General features: G+C 63.3%; 16 protein-coding genes. 8 read left to right on the top strand and 8 right to left on the bottom strand.

Translation table 11 applies throughout. The annotated features are described in order from the left end of the window. Positions 1–53 precede the first annotated feature (53 nt). The 3 genes from IB267_RS05790 to IB267_RS05780 all read left to right on the top strand — a co-directional run bounded on the left by IB267_RS05790 (position 54) and on the right by IB267_RS05780 (position 3566). The gene (locus tag IB267_RS05790) at positions 54–1439 is read left to right on the top strand and encodes an aldehyde dehydrogenase family protein (RefSeq protein WP_192446776.1); all 1386 of its coding nucleotides are present in this window, start codon (positions 54–56) and stop codon (positions 1437–1439) included. After that, positions 1436–2581 carry an iron-containing alcohol dehydrogenase gene (locus tag IB267_RS05785; protein WP_192446775.1) on the top strand — a complete coding sequence of 382 codons (1146 nt, stop codon included), beginning with the start codon at positions 1436–1438 and terminating at the stop codon, positions 2579–2581. Before IB267_RS05790 ends, IB267_RS05785 begins: the two co-directional genes overlap by 4 nt. A 238-nt stretch (positions 2582–2819) precedes the next feature. Then, entirely contained in the window at positions 2820–3566 is a 747-nt protein-coding gene (locus IB267_RS05780; RefSeq protein WP_192446774.1) for a ParA family protein, read from the top strand. A 40-nt stretch (positions 3567–3606) separates the two neighbouring features. On the opposite strand, the gene IB267_RS05775 is transcribed toward IB267_RS05780, so the two are convergent. Continuing rightward, positions 3607–4185, bottom strand: a complete 579-nt coding sequence (locus IB267_RS05775; protein ID WP_192446773.1) for an SIS domain-containing protein — start codon at positions 4183–4185, stop codon at positions 3607–3609. A gap of 314 nt (positions 4186–4499) precedes the next feature. Between IB267_RS05775 and IB267_RS05770 the strand changes: the two genes are divergently transcribed. Together IB267_RS05770 and IB267_RS05765 are read left to right on the top strand one after the other, a co-directional pair. Then, positions 4500–5219: a ParA family protein gene (locus tag IB267_RS05770; protein ID WP_192446772.1), complete on the top strand. Its 720-nt coding sequence runs from the start codon at positions 4500–4502 to the stop codon at positions 5217–5219. A 269-nt stretch (positions 5220–5488) separates the two neighbouring features. After that, a complete protein-coding gene (locus IB267_RS05765; protein WP_192446771.1) occupies positions 5489–7009 on the top strand; it encodes a globin-coupled sensor protein in 1521 nt (506 codons plus the stop codon). A 148-nt stretch (positions 7010–7157) separates the two neighbouring features. Here IB267_RS05765 and IB267_RS05760 read toward each other — a convergent pair whose 3' ends face one another. The 5 genes from IB267_RS05760 to IB267_RS05740 form a co-directional block, all read right to left on the bottom strand. Next, positions 7158–7640, bottom strand: a complete 483-nt coding sequence (locus IB267_RS05760; RefSeq protein WP_192447192.1) for a GNAT family N-acetyltransferase — start codon at positions 7638–7640, stop codon at positions 7158–7160. A 201-nt stretch (positions 7641–7841) separates the two neighbouring features. Then, entirely contained in the window at positions 7842–8372 is a 531-nt protein-coding gene (locus IB267_RS05755; protein ID WP_192446770.1) for a dihydrofolate reductase family protein, read from the bottom strand. A gap of 157 nt (positions 8373–8529) precedes the next feature. Further along, positions 8530–8895, bottom strand: a complete 366-nt coding sequence (locus IB267_RS05750; protein WP_192446769.1) for a hypothetical protein — start codon at positions 8893–8895, stop codon at positions 8530–8532. A 196-nt stretch (positions 8896–9091) separates the two neighbouring features. Beyond that, entirely contained in the window at positions 9092–10381 is a 1290-nt protein-coding gene (locus IB267_RS05745) for an FAD-binding oxidoreductase (RefSeq protein WP_192446768.1), read from the bottom strand. 383 nt (positions 10382–10764) lie between these two features. Continuing rightward, positions 10765–12222 carry a L,D-transpeptidase gene (locus IB267_RS05740; RefSeq protein WP_192446767.1) on the bottom strand — a complete coding sequence of 486 codons (1458 nt, stop codon included), beginning with the start codon at positions 12220–12222 and terminating at the stop codon, positions 10765–10767. Positions 12223–12386: 164 nt separating this feature from the next. Here IB267_RS05740 and IB267_RS05735 point away from each other — a divergent pair, with 164 nt between their 5' ends. The 3 genes from IB267_RS05735 (at position 12387) to IB267_RS05725 (ending at position 14076) form a co-directional block, all read left to right on the top strand. Then, positions 12387–13232, top strand: a complete 846-nt coding sequence (locus IB267_RS05735; RefSeq protein ID WP_192446766.1) for a DUF4432 family protein — start codon at positions 12387–12389, stop codon at positions 13230–13232. A 91-nt stretch (positions 13233–13323) separates the two neighbouring features. Then, a complete protein-coding gene (locus tag IB267_RS05730) occupies positions 13324–13662 on the top strand; it encodes a TIGR01244 family sulfur transferase (RefSeq protein WP_192446765.1) in 339 nt (112 codons plus the stop codon). Between the two features lie 63 nt (positions 13663–13725). Next, positions 13726–14076, top strand: coding sequence for a cupin domain-containing protein (locus tag IB267_RS05725; protein ID WP_192446764.1), 351 nt, complete (start codon positions 13726–13728; stop codon positions 14074–14076). A 152-nt stretch (positions 14077–14228) separates the two neighbouring features. On the opposite strand, the gene IB267_RS05720 is transcribed toward IB267_RS05725, so the two are convergent. Further along, positions 14229–15875 (bottom strand): thiamine pyrophosphate-binding protein, encoded by a 1647-nt coding sequence (locus IB267_RS05720; protein ID WP_192446763.1) that lies wholly within the window; start codon positions 15873–15875, stop codon positions 14229–14231. A 65-nt stretch (positions 15876–15940) separates the two neighbouring features. Next, positions 15941–16885, bottom strand: coding sequence for a DMT family transporter (locus IB267_RS05715; RefSeq protein ID WP_371742517.1), 945 nt, complete (start codon positions 16883–16885; stop codon positions 15941–15943). Between the last annotated feature and the right edge of the window lie 20 nt (positions 16886–16905).

Raw genomic sequence — 16905 nt, 5'->3', positions numbered from 1 at the left:
TTCCTGACCGGAGCGGCCATCGCATCATTCGCAATGAAAGCAGGAAGACGATCATGAGCATGATCAAGTGCATTTCGCCTGTTAATGGCGAGGTCTACGCAGAACGCCCGGCAATGCCGCTGGAAATGGCAAAGCAGGTGGTCTCCCGCGCCCGGCAGGCGCAGAAGGCCTGGGCGCGCCGTCCGCTCGACGAGCGCGTCAATCTGGTGCTGGCCGGTGTCGCCCGCCTCAACGAGATGGTCGACGAGGTGGTGCCGGAGCTTGCCTGGCAGATGGGCCGGCCGGTGCGCTATGGCGGCGAGTTCAAGGGCTTCAACGAGCGCTCGAACTATGTCGCGACGATCGCAGCCGATGCGCTGAAGCCTTTGGTGATCGAAGAGAGCGACCGCTTCGAGCGCCGCATCGCCCGCGAGCCGCATGGCGTCGTCTTTGTCGTGGCGCCGTGGAACTACCCCTACATGACTGCGATCAACACGGTTGCGCCGGCGCTGATGGCCGGCAACACGGTCATCATCAAGCACGCGAGCCAGACGATCCTCGTCGGCGAGCGCATGGTGCGCGCCTTCGTCGAGGCCGGCGTTCCGTCGGACGTCTTCCAGAACATCTTCCTCGACCATGAAACGACCGCGGCGCTGATCGCGGCCAAGAGCTTCGACTTCGTCAACTTCACCGGTTCGGTCGAAGGCGGACGGTCGATCGAGCGGGCTGCCGCCGGCACGTTTACCGGCCTTGGCCTCGAGCTCGGCGGCAAGGATCCGGGCTACGTCATGGAAGATGCGGATCTCGACGCGGCCGTCGACACGCTGATGGACGGCGCCACCTACAATTCCGGCCAGTGCTGCTGCGGCATCGAGCGCATCTATGTGCATGAATCGCTTTATGACGCCTTCGTCGAGAAGTCGGTCGCCTGGGTTTCCAATTACAAGCTCGGCAACCCGCTCGACCCGGAAACGACGCTCGGCCCGATGGCCAACAAGCGCTTTGCCGCGACCGTGCGCGAGCAGATCGCCGATGCGGTTGCCAAGGGCGCCAAAGCATTGATCGATCCGAAGCTATTCCCTGCCGATGACGGCGGCGCCTATCTCGCGCCGCAGGTCCTCGTCAATGTCGACCACTCCATGGCCTTCATGCGCGAAGAGACCTTTGGTCCGGCGGTCGGCATCATGAAGGTAAAAAGCGACAGCCAGGCGATCGAACTGATGAACGACAGCCAGTACGGCCTCACCGCATCGCTCTGGACCAAGGATGCCGAGCGCGCCGCGCGCATCGGCGCCGACATCGAGACCGGCACCGTGTTCATGAACCGTGCCGACTATCTCGACCCGGCGCTTTGCTGGACCGGCGTCAAGGAAACCGGCCGCGGCGGTTCGCTGTCGGTCATCGGCTTCCAGAACCTCACCCGTCCGAAATCCTACCATCTGAAGAAAGTCACCGCATGACCATCACCGCCAACTGGAGCTATCCGACGTCCATCAAGTTCGGCGCCGGCCGGATCAAGGAGCTTGCCGACCATTGCAAGGCGGTGGGCATGAAGAAGCCACTGCTGATCACCGACCGGGGCCTCGCGCCGATGGCGATCACGCAGAACGCACTCGATATCCTTGATGCTGCCGGTCTCGGCCGGGCGATCTTTGCGGATGTCGACCCGAACCCGAATGACGTCAACCTTGCAGCCGGCGTGAAGGCCTTCAAGGACGGTGGCCATGACGGCGTCGTCGCCTTCGGCGGCGGCTCGGGCCTCGATCTCGGCAAGTGCGTGGCCTTCATGGCCGGGCAGAGCCGCCCGGTCTGGGACTTCGAGGACATCGGCGACTGGTGGACACGTGCGAGCGTCGAAGGCATTGCACCAATCATTGCAGTGCCCACCACCGCCGGCACCGGCTCTGAAGTCGGCCGCGCCAGCGTCATCACCAATTCGGCAAGCCATGTGAAAAAGGTGATCTTCCATCCGAAGTTCCTGCCGGCAGTGACGATCTGCGACCCGGAATTGACGGTCGGCATGCCCAAGGTGATCACGGCGGGCACCGGCATGGACGCCTTTGCCCATTGCCTGGAAGCCTATTCCTCGCCCTTCTATCATCCGATGTCTGCCGGCATCGCGCTTGAAGGCATGCGGCTCGTCAAGGAATACCTGCCGCGCGCCTACAAGGACGGCAGCGATATCGAGGCCCGCGCCAACATGATGAGTGCTGCCGCCATGGGGGCCGTCGCGTTCCAGAAGGGGCTCGGCGCCATTCACTCGCTGTCGCATCCTGTTGGAGCGATCTACAACACCCACCACGGCATGACCAATGCGGTCGTGATGCCGCCGGTGCTGCGCTTCAACCGCCCGGCGATCGAGGACAGAATAGTGCGCGCTGCCGCCTATCTCGGCATTTCCGGCGGCTTCGACGGCTTCTACGATTACGTGCTGAAGCTGCGCGAGGAACTCGGCGTTCCGGACAAGCTCTCAGCCCTCGGCGTCGGCACCGACCGGATCGACGAGATGTCGGAAATGGCGATCGTCGACCCGACGGCTGGCGGCAACCCGGTGGAGCTCACGCTCGACGCGGCGAAGAAGCTCTTCCGCGAGTGCATCTGAACGATTTCCGACGCCTTTGCCGCCTGGCAAAGGCGTCGGCCGCCCGGTTTAGTTAACCCAAAATACCACTTGCCATTGCGGGCGATCTGTCACCTAATCGTCATCTAACTGTCACGTTTCGGGCTCGTGGAGCGGTTTCTTTACGCTTTGTTTACCGCGGTCTGGAACGCTTGTATTAGGGTGTGCGTATGTATTGGCCCCGAGAAAATCCGGGCCTGCGTTGAGTTAGGGTCGACCGATGGCGATTGTTTCCCTCGCGAATGCGAAGGGGGGAGCCGGCAAGACAACGGCAGCCTTGCTGCTTGCCTGCGAATTGGCCCGGCGTGGCGATCGCGTTGCGGTTCTTGATTGCGATCCACTCGCCTGCATGACCGACTGGTTCCGTCACGGCCGCAACGATGGCAATCTCTTCGTTCTCTCCGGAGTCGCGACCACGACGCTCAGCGATCATCTCCGGCGGTTGCGCGGCCAGGTTGAGCACGTGATCATCGATCTCTCCGGGGCGGCCGACGTGCTGGTGGCGCTGGCGATCGGCCTTTCAGACCTGACACTGATCCCGGTACAGGGTTGCGTCATGGATGCGCGCGGCGCCATCCAGGTGCTGGACCTGATCCGCTACATCGAGAACAACGCGCGCGCCAATATCAACCATGCCGTGTTCCTGACCCGCGTCAACCCGATCGTCACAACGCGGGCGATGCGCCGGGTCAAGCTGCTGCTTTCGGAGAACCGTATCCGGCTCGTCGATACCCCGCTCGTCGAGCGCACCGCCTTCCGCGAACTGTTCGAACAGGGCGACACGCTCTCCTCGCTCGATCCCGCGAAGGTCAGCAATCTTGCCAAGGCGCAGGCCAACGCCCAGGCGTTTGCCAATGACGTGCTGATGCTGCTCAGCCCGGCAGGCGAGGAAGTACGGCACGGGCCGTTCTCGTCGATGTGCTATCGCGCCGGCAGGACGGCGGAGCCGGTTCCCGCGCGGGCCTGACACCGCTCTCGCCGGTTTTGCATCCCCTCGGCTTCGCCCGTCATACGTTGTCGAGGCGGGCCAACCGCCCCAGGTAGCCGCCATGATGGCGCGCGCCGTACTCGCTGCGGGTAAAGCCCCTGGCTTCCATCACAGCCATCGCGATGGCGTCGCTCACCGCCAGCATGACCGCGATGCTGGAGGTCGGCGTCATCCCGATCGGGCATCCCGCCTCTTCGACGTCTCCCATATTGAGGATGATGTCGCAGCTCTCCCGCAACAGAGAATCCGTGTGCGAGGTTACGCCGATATGCTTCGTGACCCCGAGGTGGCTCGAAAGCTCGATGATCTCCAGCACTTCGCGGGACTTGCCGCTGGTGGAAAACGCGATCATCACGTCGTTCTTGCCGACCACGCCAAGGTCGCCATGAGCCGCTTCGGCGGGATGCAGGTAGACGGCCGGCGTGCCGGTCGAACACAGGGTTGCGGCGAACTTGTTGGCGATGTGGCCGGCTTTGCCGATCCCGGTCGTCAGCACTTTTCCCTGGCATTCCAGGATGACGCGGGCAGCCGCTTCGAAATGCTCATCGATCGCGACCGCAAGGATTGCCGAAGCCTCAGCTTCGAGAACCTGTCGCATACGTTGCCTTATATTCAAAGACATAGCCTTTCGCACGCAGATGAATGGACGGGCGGCTACAAGGACCGCGCCGCGTTTTCATACAACCTTTCTTTGCAACAGGCATCTGCAACCCGACGCGATTACCTCGGCCGGTCCTGTGCGAAGCCGCTGTATTTCGTGCCTACCGGCAGGGCTCGAACGGCCCTACTGTCAGGTTTGACGTGCCGGCGTTACCGTTTCGTTAACCATCTTCTGTAAGGTTTCGTTAAGAAGCGAACCGCCAGCCCTGCGCTCCGTGGTTCGCGCGAAACATGCAGAGAATGGGGAATATCATGGCGGTCATCACTTTCGCCAATGCAAAGGGTGGCGCGGGCAAGACGACCGCGGCGCTGATCCTGTCGACGGAACTGGCGCGGCAGGGGCACCGGGTGGTCGTCCTCGATGCGGATCCGCAGCGCTGGATCACCAGCTGGTCGGAGGCTTCCGGCCATATCGCCAATCTCACCGTCATTTCGCACATCACGCCCGGCTCGCTCGAATGTCATATCCGCGCGGCGAAGGACGAGGCGGATTACATCGTCATCGATCTCGCGGGCGCCAAGGACCAGATCGTCGCGCTTGCGCTTGCCATCTCCGACCGGGTGCTGATCCCGGTGCAGGGCTGTGCCATGGACGCCAAGGGTGCGGCGCAGATCCTTGAGCTGATCCGCCAGATCCAGGACCGTTCGGGCCTCAGGATCAACCATTCGGTCGTGCTCACCCGCGTCAATTCGCTGGTCACCACGCGCGCGCTGCAGACGATCAAGGCGATGCTTTCCGAGCGCGGCGTCTCGGTGCTCGATACGCCGATCGTCGAGCGCGTCGCCTATCGCGAGATTTTCGACTGTGGCGGTACGCTGCAGACCATGGATCCAAACCGCGTCAGCAATCTCGACAAGGCGCGCGAAAACGCCGCAGCCCTTGCCAAGGAAGTGCAGGCGCTGATGCCGGTCAAGACGCGCCGCTCCTGGGCTGCGCGCATGCCGTCCTGGGCCTCGCGCAACGCCGCCTGATCCCCTGGCGTTCCACCGTTTCTTGCGTATCAACCGGAATTGATATTCGTCAATTCCGGTTGAGTTGTATTTCAGGCCTCGCGAAATAGCTGTTTCGCGTAAGGCTTCCTTTACCCTGCGCTTCTATCAGTGGCACAGGATACAGCTTGCCCCTGCGATCGCCGCTACGGGGTAACCAGCCGCCATGATTGCGGCCATGATCTCAGACGCTTCAGCGCCCTTGGTCCTGTCTCCATGATCCAGAAATGAGCATGCAGGGAAGTTCGCGCATGAAAACGGAACACGCCGCTGCCGGCACGCAAGACGTTGCCGGTCGTCTGAATTTCATGGCGCTCGATGACGCCGCCAAGACGAGCCTGAAGGCGCTGAAGCCGATCCTGGAAAAGGAACTGAAGCCCGCGCTCGACAAGTTCTACGTCAAGGTCAAGACGACGCCCGAGACCAAGCGCTTCTTTTCCTCCGACGCTCATATCGACCGCGCCAAGGGCGCGCAGGTCGGCCACTGGGCCAACATCGTCGATGCCAATTTCAACGAGGACTACAGCGCCAAGGTTCGCACCATCGGCCTCGTGCACGCCCGCATCGGGCTCGAGCCGCGCTGGTACATCGGCGGCTATGCGCTGGTCGCCGAGCATCTGATCACCGAAATCGTCAAGGCGCATTGGCCGAAGGCCGGCTTGTTCTCGCGCAAGGGGACCTCGGCCGAGGACATGGGCGCGATGCTGTCGAGCCTGATCAAGGGCGTCTTCCTCGACATGGACCTGTCGATCTCGGTCTACATGGACGCCTCCGACGTCACCAAGCAACGCGCGGTGCAGGAAGAAGTGCTGGCCGCCGAACGCGCGCTGATCAGCAAGACCTTCGGCGCGGCGCTGAAGAAGATCGCCGATGGCGACCTGACGGCGCGCATCGGCGAGGACCTGCCGGTTGCCTATCAGGAACTTGGCGAAAACTTCAACCATGCGATCGGCGAGCTTGCGCGCGCGATCGGCGGCATCGGGGCCGGTGCCATCCAGATCCACACCAGCGCCAAGGAGATCGCGGCGGCTGCCGACGATCTCGCCAAGCGCACCGAGCGCCAGGCCGCCAACCTCGAAGAGACGGCCGCGGCCGTCGAGCAGGTGACGCGCACGGTCAAGCAGACGGCCGAAGGCGCCAACCAGGCGAATTCGACCGTGATTGCGGCACGCGCCAATGCCGAACAGAGCGGCGAGATCGTCAGCCACGCGATCGAGGTGATGCAGGAGATCCAGGCATCGTCTGCCAGCATCGCCCGGATCGTCGACGTCATCGACGAGATCGCCTTCCAGACCAACCTTCTGGCGCTCAATGCCGGCATCGAGGCCGCACGTGCCGGCGAGGCGGGCAGGGGGTTTGCCGTCGTCGCTTCGGAAGTCCGGGCACTGGCGCAACGCTGCGCCGATGCCGCCAAGGACATCCAGGGCTTGATCGCCAAGTCGCGCGGCCAGGTGGACGACGGCGTGAATTCCGTCAACCAGGTCGCCCAGTCGCTGCAGCAGATCGTCGCCCAGGTCGTCGAAGTCAGCTCCGTCTTCGGCGCCATCCGCGCCAGCACCGCCGAACAGGCAACCGGCCTGCAGGAGGTCAACACCGCCATCACCCAGATGGACCAGATTACCCAGCAGAATGCCGCGATGGTCGAACAGGCCAATGCCGCCAGCCAGGCGCTGACGGGCGAAGCCGAACACATCGCCACCCGCCTGCGCGCCTTCCGCACGTCCGGCCAGGTGCAGGTCAGCGCCGCTTCGGGTTATCGCGCAGCGGCGTAATCGCGCCGTCCGCTTGAGAAGACAACGCCTCGGGTCAGGGATGAGCCGAGGCGTTTTGGTTCGTTGAGTTGGCGGGTTTGCCGAAGAGACCAGCTTTAGGACGGACGGAGGGCCGTGCAAGCTTTGCGGATTGACCGCGAGTTCCTGCCTAAAGCTTGCGAAACATCACGAAGGCGTCGACGTAGCCGAGCGAAGGGTGAAGGAATGCCTCCGGAACCCGGCCGACGATATCAAATCCGAGCGACTGCCACAGCCGCACGGCGCGTTCGTTGCTGCTGACGACGAAGTTGAACTGCATGGCCCGGAAACCTCTTGCGCGAGCGTGGTCGAGAGAGTGCTCATGCATTTGGCGGGCCACGCCTCGGCCACTTGCCTTTGCGTCTGTCATGTAGCCGCAGTTGCAGACATGCTGTCCGCCGCCCGTCCGGTTCGCCCGGATATAGTAGGTACCTAAAATCAGGCCATCTTCTTCCGCGACGAACGTTTCTCGATCCGAAGCCATCCAGTAAGCCAGCGCATCGCTTTCGCTCAGGTCGCGGTCCAGCGTATAGGTCTCGCCCGCGCGGATCGTCGGACGAATTATGTCCCAGATGGCGCTTCGATCGTCGGGGACTGCGGGACGGATTATCATTGCGGCACCTGCTGTCGGCATGAGCGTACGCCACGCGCTTATCGCAAGCATGGGCGCGCTGCAATTGCTTTCATTGGTCCGCTGGCTGCTGCCTCCAGATGAGCTTGTGTTGCACGACCGTGCTGTTCTTGCGCCGATGTCCGTCTGGACCGAGGGCGATCATCTGATGCTCCGGCAGTGTCTTTCGCGGCTGTCGCCAGGCTATGCGGGCACGTAGGTCAGCCTCACCACATCCTCGCCAATCCGGTCATGAGAGATCAGGCGCAGCCGCGGGCGCGGGCCGGCGAAATAGGGGTTGCCGTGACCGAGCACGACCGGGTGCAGGTAGATCCGGTACTCGTCGATCAAGCCAAGTTCGGTGAGGCTGTGCGCCAGGACCGGGCCCGCCACTTCGATCTCGCCGTCGTGTTCGGCCTTCAGCTTGCGCACTGCGTCGCCAAGGTCACCGTCGATGAGCCGGGCATTGGGGCCGACGGATGGCGAGGAGCGCGAGGCGACCCACTTCGGCTGCTTTCGCCACGCGGCTGCGAAAGCCTGTCTGTCGGCATCCCACTCGGGATGTTCGTCGTCCCAGTAGCGCATGATCTCGTAGATACGCCGTCCGTACAGGCTGCCCGTCTGCTGTTCGGCCTCCTTGATGAAGTGGCGGAAGAGTGTGAGGCTTGGCGCAAACTCCATGTGGTCGACGTAGCCGTCCAGCGACTGGTTCATTCCGAACACGAGCTTAGCCATGGCCAGTTCCTTGTCTTGAATGGCGCGTTCTAACGGGTCTGCTTGCGATGTGCGATACGTTGAGGCTAAGCCGACTGATCTCAAATCGCAAGCGGTTTTTGCGCTTCGATCTCGAAGTGCACTGCCGTGCGTGCGCCACCAGCGGTCGCTGGCGGCGCTACTGCGAATTGGCCGCTGTCGGCAGCCTGCGCTTCGTCACGGCCTTTTCAAGGTGCTGATCGTACCAGCGATCGGGGAACTTGATGTCCCACATGTGGCGGCGCAGCGTTTCCGCCTCGATGTCCTGATATCCCAGTTCCTCCAGCCGAAGCAGAAGCAGCATATGATCGCTAATGACGATCAGCCGGGCGTGGTTTCCGACCTGGAGCAGTGCCGGGCGCAATGCCGCGTAGGATTTGAAGCCGAACGAAGCGGCGATTGCCTCGTCCAGGTGCGATGACCTGATCTGAGGGTAACGATCCCGAAGGGACTTCTTCAGGGCGGCGACGTTGGACGGCGAGAACCTGAGCTGCGGGTTCAGCATGAGACGATCCGATGTTCGTGGTCGAAGTCTGCCGATTACGCTTCGACGTTGATGAACATGGTCGTCGACAAAAGTTCCGCGTCCCTTCAACCCGGCAGCAGGTTCGGATGGGCACCCGCGACGGACGCTACACCTCAGGGTTTCAATATTCAAGACGCGTCAGTACGGGCCGGAACGGTCCGTTCCGTGCCTCGCCTTAAAACCGCCGGTCGATGAAGTGCTTGGCCTGGGCGCCTGCGTGGTAGAAGGCGGACTTCACGCCGCGCCAGGTGTCCGGGGTCACGGGCGTTTCGGCGAGCGGGATCGCCGAGGTTTCGCCGGTGACGTGGCTGGCAAGGGCGCGACCGAAGACGGTGCCCGGTGCGATGCCGCGGCCGTTGTAGCCGCTGACGGAGACGACGTTCTCGGCGAGCGTGTGCATGGCCGGCAGGTTGTTGGTGGTCATGCCGATGCGGCCGTCCCACCAGTACTCGAAGCGGAAATCGCCAAGGAACGGGAAGAGCTTGCGCACGGAGCGGGCGGCAAAGGCGCGATGCGTACCTTCGGCCATCGCGTCGAGCCGGCCGATCGAGCCGAAAATCAGCCGGTTCTGCTGGTCCATGCGGAAGGAGGTCATGACAAGGCCGGTGTCCCAGGTGCCCTGGCGTTCCGGCAGGATGCGCTTGGCGATGGCGTCCGGCAGCGGATTGGTGGCGAACTGGAAATAGGGCAGGATCGTCAGTTCCTGCGTGTGCGCCTGCCAGGGGCTTTCGGCGAAGAGGCCGCCATAGGCATTGGTGGCGAGGATCACCTGCTTGGCGCGCACGACATTGTTGCCGGCCTTCAGCACCCAGCTGTCGCCCTGGCGCTCGGCACCCGTCAATGGCGTGTCGGTGTAGATCTCGGCGCCGGCGGCAAGCGCCGCACGGGCAAGCCCGCGGGCATAGGCGAGCGGCTGGATGGTGCCGGCGCGGCGGTCGAGCAGGGCGCCGGAAAAGCCTTCAGCACCGGTGAGCGCGTGCGCGCGCTCGGCCGAGAGCGCCTCGACCGGGGCGCCGCGCTTCTGCCACTGTGCTTCACGGTCCTTGATCTCGGTGATGCCTTCGCTGCCGACGGCCATGTGCAGCGTGCCGTTGCGCACCGCCTCGCAGACGATCCCGTGTTTTTCGACGAGCGCATAGACCATGGAGGGCCCGTCGCCGAGCTCGCTCAGCAGCCGGTTGCCGGCCTCGGGGCCGAGCGTCGAGATCAGGTCGTCTGGCTTCACCCACATGCCGGCATTGACGAGGCCGACATTGCGGCCGGAGCCGCCGAAGCCGATCATCTTGGCTTCGATGACCGTTGCCTTCACGCCTTTTTCGGCCAGGTGCAGTGCTGCGGAAAGGCCGGTAAAGCCGCCGCCGATGATCGCCACATCGGTCGTCAGGTCCTGGCCGAGAGGCCTGGTCTCAGGGGCGGCCGGTGCCGTCGCATGCCAGAGGTTGGGCAGGGTGCGCTCCGTCGCCATTCAGGCCATCCTTCAAGTGCGGCCGCAGGTCGGCCATTGTCATAGAGATATCCGGTGATAGCCGATTGCCGGAAAAATTCTCATGACAATGTTTCATGAAGTCATGATGGACGGGGAGGGCGGGAGCGGGGTGTTGCATCCGGCGCTTGAAAAAGAACCGCAGCTGGGTCGTCGGCAGCTGCGGTCTTCGTAAATGGATAGGTCTGAAACGATTTAGCCGACGGGTCGGCACAAAGACATTTAACAAGAGTGCCTTGTCGTGGATGGTCAACCAGGCAACCCCATCATCTATGCTGCAGACGCGAAGTCACTCACCCAATTGGGGGAAACGTGCAAAAAATGCCCAAAAAACAACGCTCCGCCTGAGGGCGGCGGCCGGTTCGTCAGTCGACGAACTCGACCGTGACGCCGGTGCTCACCATCTTGGCAAGTTCGGTCGCGTCCCAGTTGGTCAGACGCACGCAGCCATGGCTCTGGGTCTTGCCGATCTTCGATGGTTCCGGCGTGCCGTGAATGCCGTAGGTGGGCTTCGAAAGCGCGATCCAGACCGTGCCGACAGGGCCGTTCGGGCCGGGCTGCAGGGTCAGGACCTTGTCGTTGTTGCCCTGCTTGAAGTTGATCTTCGGATTGTAGGTGTAACCCGGATTGAGCGCGATGCGCTCGACATTGACCGTGCCTGACGGAGACGGCGTGTCGGACGAGCCGATCGTTGCCGGATAGGCAGCAATCAGCTTGCCGGCGTCGTCATAGGCAAGCACCTGCTTGCGCGCCTTGTCGGCGAGGATGCGGGCGACCTTGCCGGTCTTGTTGGCGCCGGGGTTGATCACCTTGATGATCGTGCCCGGAATGGTGAAATCGACGCCCGGGTTCAGCTCGCGCAGATAGGCCTCGTCCATGTGGAACTTCTCGCCGAGCATTTCCGTCGTCGAGGTGAAGGACATGTGCGGAAGCTGCGCCTTGTGCGCGTAATCGTCGGGGATCGACGCGACATAGGGGCCGGCGGCGTCCGCAGCGGTGATCGTGTAGCTGGTGATCGGCATGCCGCCGTTCATGCGCAGCCGCTCGAGAATGTCGTCGGTATTGTTGGGATCGAGCGTTTCGCCCGTTGATTGCTGCCAGGCCTCGATCGCCTTGGTGACGTTCGAGCCCATCTTGCCGTCGATGACACCAGGCGAAAAGCCTTCGCGGTCGAGGAAGACCTGCAGCGCGGTGATTTCGGCGCGCGACTTCGACTTGACCGAGATCGCCGGTGGCATCGACGGACCCGCCGGTCTGCTGTCGTTTGGATCGATCGATGCTTCCTGTGTACCGTCGATCAGGCCCGGCAGGCTGTTTGGCAAGTCGTTGCCGTCGGTCGACGGCGGCACCACGTCGCGGTAATCGGGAATCGAGCCGGTGGTGACCTCGCCGGGTTCTGAGTACCCGTAGCCGCGCTCGGTTTCCCGGTAGCGCCGGTTGGAATAGATATCCACGTCACCCTGACGGCGGTAGCCGCCATAGTCGCCCTGGCGGTTGCCGCCGTAGTCGCGTTGACGTCCACGATTGTTGGGCACCACGGTTGCGACCACATTGCCCCAGTTGTCGATCAGAAGCGTGCGGCCGCGGCTGTCGCGCATCGTCTGCACTTCGTCGGAGCGGGGCACATAGTCGAGGATTTCGCCATCGGGCGTGACCAGCATGACGTCTTCGCCATAGCGATTGTAGCCGCGATAGTCCTGTGCGAAGGCGGCCGTCAGATCCACGGCAAGAAAGCCGACTGCGGCGAGGAGCGAGAGGCCTGTGCGGGTCGCTGACGTCACGAGAGAACCTGTTTTCATTGTAGTGAATGTGGCGCGGTACATTTCGATTTCGACGTTAATGTGAAAAAAATGAATTCATCATGAACAAGCAGTTAAATTCTATCTAGGCGGTGCAATGCCGGGCTTCAACCGGTGAATTGCGCCTCTCCTCAGCTATCATCTCTTTGTGATTGCAGTGATTCTGCGGCCGATTTGAGGAAGAGGACATGCTGAAAACGCTGAGAGAACCTCAGGAGCCCCAGGAAAATCATGTGCTGTTCGACCGGCTTTCGGCGCTCGACATCGCCGCCTTCGTCGTCGACGGCGTCGACCTGTCGCCGGGCGCTGCGATCCCGTCCGATGGCGACCCGAGGATCGACCGGGCGCTCGCCGGCTTTCTCTTTACCTGCGGGCCGGACCATATCCGCCATCCCGAGGCGATCGAAGGTGGCGCGGAGGGCGCACGCTATCCGCTGCACGGGTCACTGGCCGGGACTGCGATCAGCCATACGGAGATGACGGGCGACGGGGCCGAGTGTACGGCGACGATCGATGTGGCGCTTGCGGGTGGCGGGCAGGCTCGCGTGGAGCGGCGCTGGCGGATTGATGCCGCGCGGCACGAAGTGGTGCTCGAGGATCGCGTCGTCAATTCCGGCGTCACCGCCTTTCCGCCAATGATGATGTACCACCTCAACATCGGCGGCCGGCTGCTCGGGGACGAGACCCGTATCGTCAGCGCGTCGCTCGCGGACGGTAAGAGCGCCTGGCGCTTCGGCACGGGCGAGAGCGCGCATTTCTGCCTACCGGCGGCCATCGGTTCGGATGGCTGGTCGGAGGTCACGCTTGCGGGCCTTGACGGTCTCGCCGGGCGAAGCCTGAACGTGCGGTTCCGGGCCGTTACTTTGCCCTTCCTGCAGATGTGGCGCTGCCAGCGCGGCGCGGCGGATGTGATCAGCATCGAACCGGTGTCGCACCGGATCGCCAAGCGGCCGGAACTGGCTGCGGCCGGCGAGTTGGTTCCGCTTTCGCCGGGGGAGGCGCGGAGCTATGCCGTCGCCTTCTCGGTTGTCTGATCGTCTATCTCGACGCTGCGGCTTTTGATTGACGGGAGCGGAGGCTGCGCCTACATCAGAGGCCGAGAAAATTGCCTTAGGGAAGACGACCATGGACATCCGCCAGATCAACGACGAATACTCGGTCACCGGCCAGATCACGGTCGAGGATCTCGACCAGGTCAAGGCGCTCGGCTTCAAGTCCATCGTCTGCCACCGCCCGGACTTCGAGGCGCCGGACCAGCCGACCTTTGATTCCATTGCCGCGCGCGCCGAAGAACTGGGCATCGAAACCAAGCACATTCCGGTCGGCCCGATGGGCGTGACCGCCGATGCCGTGAAAGGCATGGTCGACGCGCTCGACGAGTTCCAGCGGCCGATGCTCGGCTATTGCCGTTCGGGTGCGCGCTCGACGGCCGTCTACCAGCAGACCCAGCATATCCGCGGCTGAGCCACGCAAAATCTAAACTCTCGCGCTCGGCCACATCGTTCCATCTGACAGTGGAGGATCGGCATGGCCGAAGCGCATATCATTTCGCGCGCGCAATGGGCAGACGAGCCCGACGCCTGGAAGGGCGAATTCGAGGGCGGCGCCTATGGCGCCGGCCTCTCGGTGATCTTCGTTTCAACGGATGAGATCGGCTACGGGCCGAAGCTGCACCGCCATCCCTATCCCGAAACCTTCATCGTGCGCGTCGGCCGCGCCCGCTTCACCGTGGGCGACCGGACCATCGACGCCGAGGCGGGCCAGATCGTCGTGGCGCCGGCCAATGTGCCGCATAAGTTCGAGAACCTCGGTCCGGGACGGCTGGAGACGACCGACCTGCACGAGGCCGGTGCGTTTTCGACCGAGTGGCTGGAGTAGGCGGAAGTACGGTTCTCAGCCTTTGGTGGAATAGGATGTAGGCTTTTCCAGCGCGGCAGACGTGGCGCTGCTGGTTTCCTGAGTTCGTCGCAGGAATCCAGCAACGGCGCGTCTGCGCCGTGATCGAGCATTTCATAAGAGCAGCTTTCCGCTCAGCCGTTGCGGATATCCGTCAGCGTGCGCGTCGGGGTGATCGCTTCGGGATCGAGCTTGATCTCGATGATCGCCGGCTTGCCGCTGGCGCGCGCCCTCAGGAACGCGTCGGCGAACTCTTCCGTCTTCTCGACCGTCTCGCCATGACCGCCATAGGCACGCGCAAGGGCTGCAAAGTCCGGGTTGGTGAGATCGGTGGCGCTGACGCGGCCGGGATAATCACGCTCCTGGTGCATGCGGATCGTTCCGTAGATGCCGTTGTTGACGACGACGGTGATGATCGGCAGGCGGTAGCGCACGGCGGTCGCGAATTCCTGGCCGTGCATCAGGAAGCAGCCATCGCCGGCAAAGCAGATGACTTCACGATCCGGATGCAGCTGCTTGGCGGCGACCGCCGCCGGCAGGCCGTAACCCATCGAGCCGGAAGCGGGGGCTGCCTGCGTGGCATAACGGCGGAAGCGGTGGAAACGGTGCACCCAGGTGGCGTAGTTGCCGGCACCGTTGGTGAAGATCGTATCCTCAGGCACATTCGCCTCGATCCAGTTCATGATCGGGCCCATCTTTACTGCGCCCGGGCCGGTTTCCGGCGGGGTCGACCACTTGAGATAGGCGGCGTGCATGATCTCGGTGCGCTCCGACCAGGTCGGTTCGCTTGGCGGTGCAAGGCCTTCAAGCGCGGCGACGAAGTCGCGCGGGCTGGCGGCGATCGCCAGTTCCGGCCGGTAGACGCGGCCGAGTTCGGAACTGTCGGGATGCACATGCACCAACGTCTGGCGCGGGTAGGGGCTGTCCATCAGCGTGTAGCCGGAGGACGGCATTTCCGAGAAACGGCCGCCGACAAGCAGGATGAGATCCGCTTCCTTGACCTCCTTTGCCAGTGCCGGGTTGATGCCGATGCCGACGTCGCCGGCATAGTTCGGGTGCAGGTGATCAAACAGCATCTGGCGGCGGAAGGAGCAGCCGACCGGCAGCTTCCAGCGCTCGGCGAAGCGCTGGAATTCGGCGACGCTTGCTGCCGTCCAGCGGGTGCCGCCGAGAATGGCGATCGGCCGCTTGGCCGCGCTCAGCATTTCGCCGAGCCGGTTGACCTGCGCCGGGCCCGGATGACCCTCGACCGGCTGGTAAGGCTTGGCGGCAGGCGCCTCTGCGCTGCGCGTCAGCATGTCCTCGGGCAGCGTCAGCACGACAGGGCCAGGGCGGCCTGACGTGGCGACGGCGAAGGCGCGGGTGACGAATTCCGGAATGCGGGCGGGATCGTCGATCTCGCCTACCCATTTGGCGACCTCGGTAAAGGCGCGGCGGTATTCGATTTCCTGGAAGGCCTCGCGCTCGCGCGCCTCGCTCTGCACCTGGCCGATGAAGAGGATCATCGGGATCGAATCCTGCTTGGCGACATGGAGCCCGGCCGATGCGTTGGTCGCGCCAGGGCCACGGGTCACCATGCAGATGCCGGGCTCGCCGGTCAGCCGCCCCCAGGCGTCGGCCATCATCGCGGCCCCGCCTTCCTGGCGGCAGACGAGCACGTCGATGTCGGTGTCGTAGAGCGCGTCGAGCACGGCGAGATAGCTTTCCCCCGGCACGCAGGCGATGCGCTTCACCCCGTTGGCGACGAGCGCGTCGACGATGAGCTGACCTCCAGTTTTCATGATATTCCTCCCGATGGTCTTTCTCTTGTTTTCAGATTGGCTTTTGTTTTCAGATGGCTGTGTTGTCAGATGGCTGGCGACACCGGAGCGACGCTCGTGTCCTTGTGCACGCGGCGCTCGCGCCAGATGATGTAGAGGCCGGAGCCGATGATGATGGCAATGCCGAGCCACTTCAGTGCATCGGGCAGGTCGCCGAAGACGAGCCAGCCGAAGATCGTGGCAGAGACGATTTCGAGATATTGCAGCGGCGCCAGCACCGAGGCAGGCGCAGCGCGATAGGCATAGACGCCGAGCACGCCTGATATGGTGGCGGTGACGCCGACGCCGAGCAGGTAATACCAGGTGTAACCTTCCGGCCAGACCGGATCGAAAATGCCGGAGCCGGTGCCTTCGCCGAAATAGAGCAGCACGAGACAGAAGAGCGCGCCCCAGACGCCGGCGTGAAATTGCATCGACCAGGGGTCCTCGTTCTGCGCCACCATGCGGGTAACGAGCAGGAACACGGCAAGGCCGAAGGCGGCAACGACAGGCAGTAGGGCAATCCAGCCGACTTCCTGCATGCTCGGCTGAATGACGAGCAGCGCGCCGAAGAAGCCGACGCCGCAGGCGGTGTAGCGCCGCCAGCCGATGGTCTCCTTCAGGAATATGCTGCCGAGGATCGTCAGGATGATCGGCTCGACGAAGAAGATCGCGATCGCATCGGCGACCTCCATGACCTTCAACGTGGTGATGAAGGAGAGCATGGTCACGACCAGGAGCCCGCCGCGCAACGCGTGCAGGCCGGTCTTCTTCCAGGTGAGATCGAACAGGCTGCCACGGACAAGCACGATCGGCAGGATGAAGACGACCTGCAGCAGAAAGCGCACGGCGGTGATTTCGGCTGACGGGACGGTGGCGATCGCGAGCTTGGCGAAGATGTCGATCAGCGGCGACAGCAACACCGAGATCACCATCAGCGTCAGCCCGAAGGAGATGCGGTTGTGGTCGGCGGCGATCCTGGGAAGCGACATGTCGGCCATGATAATTCCGG

Source organism: Ensifer sp. ENS09 (genome assembly GCF_014852425.1).
GTDB lineage: Bacteria > Pseudomonadota > Alphaproteobacteria > Rhizobiales > Rhizobiaceae > Ensifer.
This window is presented reverse-complemented; position numbering and strand designations above follow the sequence as displayed.

Coding starts and splice junctions, on each gene's coding strand:
- IB267_RS05790 (WP_192446776.1), top strand. CDS start 54: ATGAGCATGATCAAGTGCATTTCGCCTGTTAATGGCGAGGTCTACGCA.
- IB267_RS05785 (WP_192446775.1), top strand. CDS start 1,436: ATGACCATCACCGCCAACTGGAGCTATCCGACGTCCATCAAGTTCGGC.
- IB267_RS05780 (WP_192446774.1), top strand. CDS start 2,820: ATGGCGATTGTTTCCCTCGCGAATGCGAAGGGGGGAGCCGGCAAGACA.
- IB267_RS05775 (WP_192446773.1), bottom strand. CDS start 4,185: ATGCGACAGGTTCTCGAAGCTGAGGCTTCGGCAATCCTTGCGGTCGCG.
- IB267_RS05770 (WP_192446772.1), top strand. CDS start 4,500: ATGGCGGTCATCACTTTCGCCAATGCAAAGGGTGGCGCGGGCAAGACG.
- IB267_RS05765 (WP_192446771.1), top strand. CDS start 5,489: ATGAAAACGGAACACGCCGCTGCCGGCACGCAAGACGTTGCCGGTCGT.
- IB267_RS05760 (WP_192447192.1), bottom strand. CDS start 7,640: ATGATAATCCGTCCCGCAGTCCCCGACGATCGAAGCGCCATCTGGGAC.
- IB267_RS05755 (WP_192446770.1), bottom strand. CDS start 8,372: ATGGCTAAGCTCGTGTTCGGAATGAACCAGTCGCTGGACGGCTACGTC.
- IB267_RS05750 (WP_192446769.1), bottom strand. CDS start 8,895: ATGCTGAACCCGCAGCTCAGGTTCTCGCCGTCCAACGTCGCCGCCCTG.
- IB267_RS05745 (WP_192446768.1), bottom strand. CDS start 10,381: ATGGCGACGGAGCGCACCCTGCCCAACCTCTGGCATGCGACGGCACCG.
- IB267_RS05740 (WP_192446767.1), bottom strand. CDS start 12,222: ATGTACCGCGCCACATTCACTACAATGAAAACAGGTTCTCTCGTGACG.
- IB267_RS05735 (WP_192446766.1), top strand. CDS start 12,387: ATGCTGAAAACGCTGAGAGAACCTCAGGAGCCCCAGGAAAATCATGTG.
- IB267_RS05730 (WP_192446765.1), top strand. CDS start 13,324: ATGGACATCCGCCAGATCAACGACGAATACTCGGTCACCGGCCAGATC.
- IB267_RS05725 (WP_192446764.1), top strand. CDS start 13,726: ATGGCCGAAGCGCATATCATTTCGCGCGCGCAATGGGCAGACGAGCCC.
- IB267_RS05720 (WP_192446763.1), bottom strand. CDS start 15,875: ATGAAAACTGGAGGTCAGCTCATCGTCGACGCGCTCGTCGCCAACGGG.
- IB267_RS05715 (WP_371742517.1), bottom strand. CDS start 16,885: ATGTCGCTTCCCAGGATCGCCGCCGACCACAACCGCATCTCCTTCGGG.